Raw genomic sequence first — 4,055 nt, 5'->3', positions numbered from 1 at the left:
CGGTCGATCCCGCCGTCGTCGCCGAGACGCTCCCCGACCGGCTCTCGGTCGCCACGCACGACGGGGACGCGTACCTCGGCGTGGTCGCCTTCGTGATGGACGACATCCGGCCCCGAGGCGCTCCGTTCGGACTGAGTTTCCCGGAGCTTAACCTCCGGACCTACGTCCGGGGGTCGGCCGGTCCCGGCGTCTACTTTTACAATCTCGACGCCGACGACCGGCTCGGCGTCTCGCTCGCTCGCCGACTGTTCGCGCTGCCGTACTACCGCGCCGAGATGAGCGTCACCCGCCGGGGGGGCGACGACGCCGTCCGGTTCCGGAGCCGTCGGACGCACCGCGGGGTCCCGAGGGCGCGCTTCGACGCCACCTACGGGCCGACCGGCGAGGGGTTCGCGGCCGAGCCGGGGTCGCTCGAGGCGTTCCTCGTCGAGAACTACCGATTTTACGCGCAGGGGAATCGCCTCTACCGCGGCGAGATCGGCCACGAGCCGTGGACGCTGCGCGAGGGGACCGTCGACGTACGCGAGAACACCCTCTTCGAGGCGAACGGCTTCGACCGGTCGGAGGGCGAACCGATCGTCCACTGCGCCGACCCGATCGACGTGAGCGCGGACCGAATTCGGCGCGTCTGAGACCGTCGACCGCCGAAGACCGACCGCTACGGAAACAGCCCGCGGTACTCGTGGGCGCTCGCGGTGCGTTCGAGCGCGAGGGTGTACGCGGCGGTCCGCAGGTCGGGGAGTCCCTTCTCGTCGTACTGGTCGATCGTCTGGTCGAACGCCGTCCCCATGCGGCGTTCCAGCTCGGCGTTCACCGTCTCCAGCGGCCACGAGAACTCCTGGGCGTTCTGGACCCACTCCAGGTACGAGACGATGACGCCGCCCGCGTTCGCGAGGATGTCCGGCACCACCTGCACGTCGCGCTCCGTCAGCACCTCGTCTGCGGCCACGGTGGTGGGGCCGTTCGCGGCCTCGACCATCGCCGACGCGCGCAGGTCGTCGACGTTGTCGGCGGTGATCACGCCCTCGACGGCGGCCGGGATCAGGACGTCCACGTCGAGGGTCAACAGGTCCTCGTTGCCGATCAGGTCGGGGTCGTCCCAGCGCTGGCCGCCGTCGGTCGCTCGCCGGTCCTCCGGCGACGCCCGGATGTCGCCGGCCACGTACTCCTCGATCAGCCCGCCCGCGGTCACGTGGGCCGCGAGCGCCCCCACGTCGAGCCCGTCGGTGTCGTACGCGGCCCCGCTGACGTCGGAGGTGGCGACGATCCGGGCGCCGGCCTCGTCGAGGAGCCGGGCCGCGTTCGACCCGACGTTGCCGAACCCCTGGATCGCGACGGTCGCCCCCGAGAGGTCCCGGTCGAGGTACTCGAAGAGGCGCTCGGTGACGATCGAGACGCCTCGGCCCGTGGCCTCGACTCGGCCGGGAGTCCCGCCGATCTCCAGCGGTTTGCCGGTGACGACCTGCGGGACGGAGTGGCCCTCGTACATCGAGTAGGTGTCCATCATCCACGCCATCGTCTGCGGGTTCGTGTTCATGTCCGGCGCGGGCACGTCGGTCTCGGGGCCGATCATCCGGCGGATCCCCTCCGTGTACCGCCGGGTGAGGCTCTCTAAGTCGTTCTGGGTGAGGTCCTTCGGCTCGCAGATCACGCCGCCCTTCGCGCCGCCGTACGGGAGGTCGACGAGCGCGGTCTTCCACGTCATCCACCCCGCGAGCGCCTCGACCTCGCGCTGGCTGACGGTCGGGTGGAACCGGACGCCGCCCTTGAACGGCCCGCGCGCGCTGTCGAACTGACAGCGGAACCCCTCGAACACCTCGACCTCGCCGGAATCGAGTTCCACGGGGAGCGTGACCTTGAGCGTGCGCTCCGGGTGTTTGAGCCGCTCGAAGACGCCGTCGTCCACGTCGGCGTACGCCTTCGCGCGGTCCATCTGGGCGAGCATGTTCTCGAACGGGTCGTCCGTCATGGGGGGCCCGACTCGGTCCCCCCTGATATCGGTTTCGGCAAGTATTGACTTCGACAGAGAGTACCTATCAAGACACCGGCAGCGCCGTCCGCGTCCCCGATCGGGACCCGTTTCGCCCGGACTTATACGTCGGCGTCGACAACATCGGCGTATGATACGCGGACACGCGACGGAGGAGCGTCGATGACGGCACAGTCGCTGCATCCGCGGATCCGGGTCGTGTGGGTTCTCCGCGCGGTGATCGTCGCCGCGGTGCTCTCCCTCCCGTTCGCCGGCGCCTCCTACCTCGGTCGCCTCCCGCGGTGGGCGCCGGTCGTCGCCGGCAGCGTCGTACTGGTGCTCGGCGTGACCCACGCCGTACTCCGGTACCGTCGCTGGAGCTACGAGATCCGCGAGGACGCGCTGTACCTCGACCGCGGCGTGGTCACGCAGGTCCGAACCACGGTGCCGCTGGTGCGGATCCAACACGTCGACTCCCGACGCGGCCCGGTCGAGCGCGGCGTCGGCCTCGCCTCCTGTGTCGTATACACCGCCGGATCCCGGGGGGCGGACGTTCGGATCCCGGGACTGACGCCGACCGGCGCGAGCGACCTCCGCGAGGAGTTGAAACGACTGGCGATCCGCGCGGACGGGGAGGACGCGGTGTGAAACTCGCGCCCCAGTCGGTCCCGTACCGCGCGCTCCAGAAGGTGTCGGGGTTGATCGTCATCGCCTTCCTGATCGTGAACAGCAACGACTGGGGGTTCCCGGCGGCGGCCGCCGCCGGGGGAGCGATCCTCCTCGTCGCGCTCGCGTACGAGGTCGCCTACTACCGGCGGTACGAGTACCGGCTCACGGAGGACACGCTCGACATCTCCTCCGGCGTGATCTCGCGCCGCGAGCGGGAGATCCCGTACCGGCGGATCCAGAACGTCGACGTGAGCCAGAGCGTGATCCAGCGGGCGCTCGGGATCGCCGCGGTCGACCTGGAGACCGCCGGCGGCTCCTCCACCGAGGGGTCGATCCGCTTCGTCAAACCCGACGAGGCCACCCGCCTCCGCCGCGAGGTCCAGCGCCGCAAGTCCCGCGCGTCGACCGGCGAGGGCGACGAGAAAACGGAGGCGGGCGCGGGCGACGCCGAGCGCGACGCGATCGGCCCGGAGGAGGATGAGCTGTTCGCCATCTCGCCGGGCGAGCTCGCGCTGGTCGGCGCGCTGTCGTTCGACGGGCGGCTCATCGGCCTGCTGCTATTTCTGAGTTCGGGGTCGGTCCCGGTGCTCTCGGGGTTCATTCCCGAGGCGTCCGCCGCCGCGCTCACCGCGACCGCCATCGTCGCCGTCGGCGCGCTGTTCCTCGTGTCGTGGCTCCTCGGCGCGGGGGTGGCGTTCTCGAACTACTACGGATTCCGGCTCTCGCGGGCCGGCGACGAGCTCCGGTACGAGCGCGGGCTGTTCCGGCGGTACAGCGGCTCCATCCCGACCGAGAAGATCCAGACGCTGATGATCACCGACAACCCGGCGAAGCGGGCGCTCGGCTACGCCAGCCTCTCGATCGAGACCGCCGGGTACGCGCCCGGCCAGTCGGGCGAAGGGGGGAGTCAGGCGGCGGTCCCCATCGCGACGACGGACCGCGTCTACCGACTCGCCCACGAGGTGGAGTCGTTCGGCACGCCGACGTTCTCTCGTCCGCCGAAGCGGGTCCGGTGGCGGTACGTCATCCGCTACGCGATCGTCGTCTCGGTCCTCGTCGGGATCGCCTTCGCGATCGACTGGTTCGTCGCTCCCGACCTCCCGTGGTACGGGCCCGCGATCCTCCTGTTCGCGGTGCCGCCGGCCGCGCACTTGAAGTGGAAGCACCGCGGGTACTGGCTCGGCGAGGACCACCTCCTCACGCGCAACGGCTTCTGGGGCCGGACGGTGACGGTCGTCCCGTACTACCGGATCCAGACGGTCATCGACAGCCGGACGGTCTTCCAGCGCCGCTGGGACGTGGCGACGGTCGTCGCCGACACCGCCGGGAGCAGCTCGATCGCCGGCACGTCCGCCGCCGCCGTCGACTTCGAACTCGAGGAGGCGATCGAGCTCCGCGAGACGCTGCAGGAGCGGCT

Annotated in this window: 4 protein-coding genes; 3 read left to right on the top strand and 1 reads right to left on the bottom strand. The window is 70.6% G+C overall.

Annotation, left to right across the window (positions count from 1 at the left end; translation table 11 throughout):
* Positions 1–632: YqjF family protein (locus R6U01_RS11555; protein WP_410286604.1), on the top strand; the 632-nt coding region annotated here is incomplete at its 5' end.
* A 26-nt stretch (positions 633–658) separates the two neighbouring features.
* Here the strand turns inward: R6U01_RS11555 and R6U01_RS11550 are convergent.
* Positions 659–1,969 (bottom strand): Glu/Leu/Phe/Val family dehydrogenase, encoded by a 1,311-nt coding sequence (locus R6U01_RS11550; RefSeq protein WP_410286603.1) that lies wholly within the window; start codon positions 1,967–1,969, stop codon positions 659–661.
* Positions 1,970–2,152: 183 nt separating this feature from the next.
* Between R6U01_RS11550 and R6U01_RS11545 the strand changes: the two genes are divergently transcribed.
* Entirely contained in the window at positions 2,153–2,617 is a 465-nt protein-coding gene (locus R6U01_RS11545; protein WP_410286602.1) for a PH domain-containing protein, read from the top strand.
* Positions 2,614–4,055: PH domain-containing protein (locus tag R6U01_RS11540; RefSeq protein WP_410286601.1), on the top strand; the 1,442-nt coding region annotated here is incomplete at its 3' end. The genes R6U01_RS11545 and R6U01_RS11540, both read left to right, overlap by 4 nt.

This window comes from Halorubrum sp., assembly GCF_046498025.1.
GTDB lineage: Archaea > Halobacteriota > Halobacteria > Halobacteriales > Haloferacaceae > Halorubrum.
The sequence above is the reverse complement of the archived record's forward strand: the minus strand, read 5'-3'. Positions and strand labels throughout refer to the sequence as shown.

Coding starts and splice junctions, on each gene's coding strand:
- R6U01_RS11550 (WP_410286603.1), bottom strand. CDS start 1,969: ATGACGGACGACCCGTTCGAGAACATGCTCGCCCAGATGGACCGCGCG.
- R6U01_RS11545 (WP_410286602.1), top strand. CDS start 2,153: ATGACGGCACAGTCGCTGCATCCGCGGATCCGGGTCGTGTGGGTTCTC.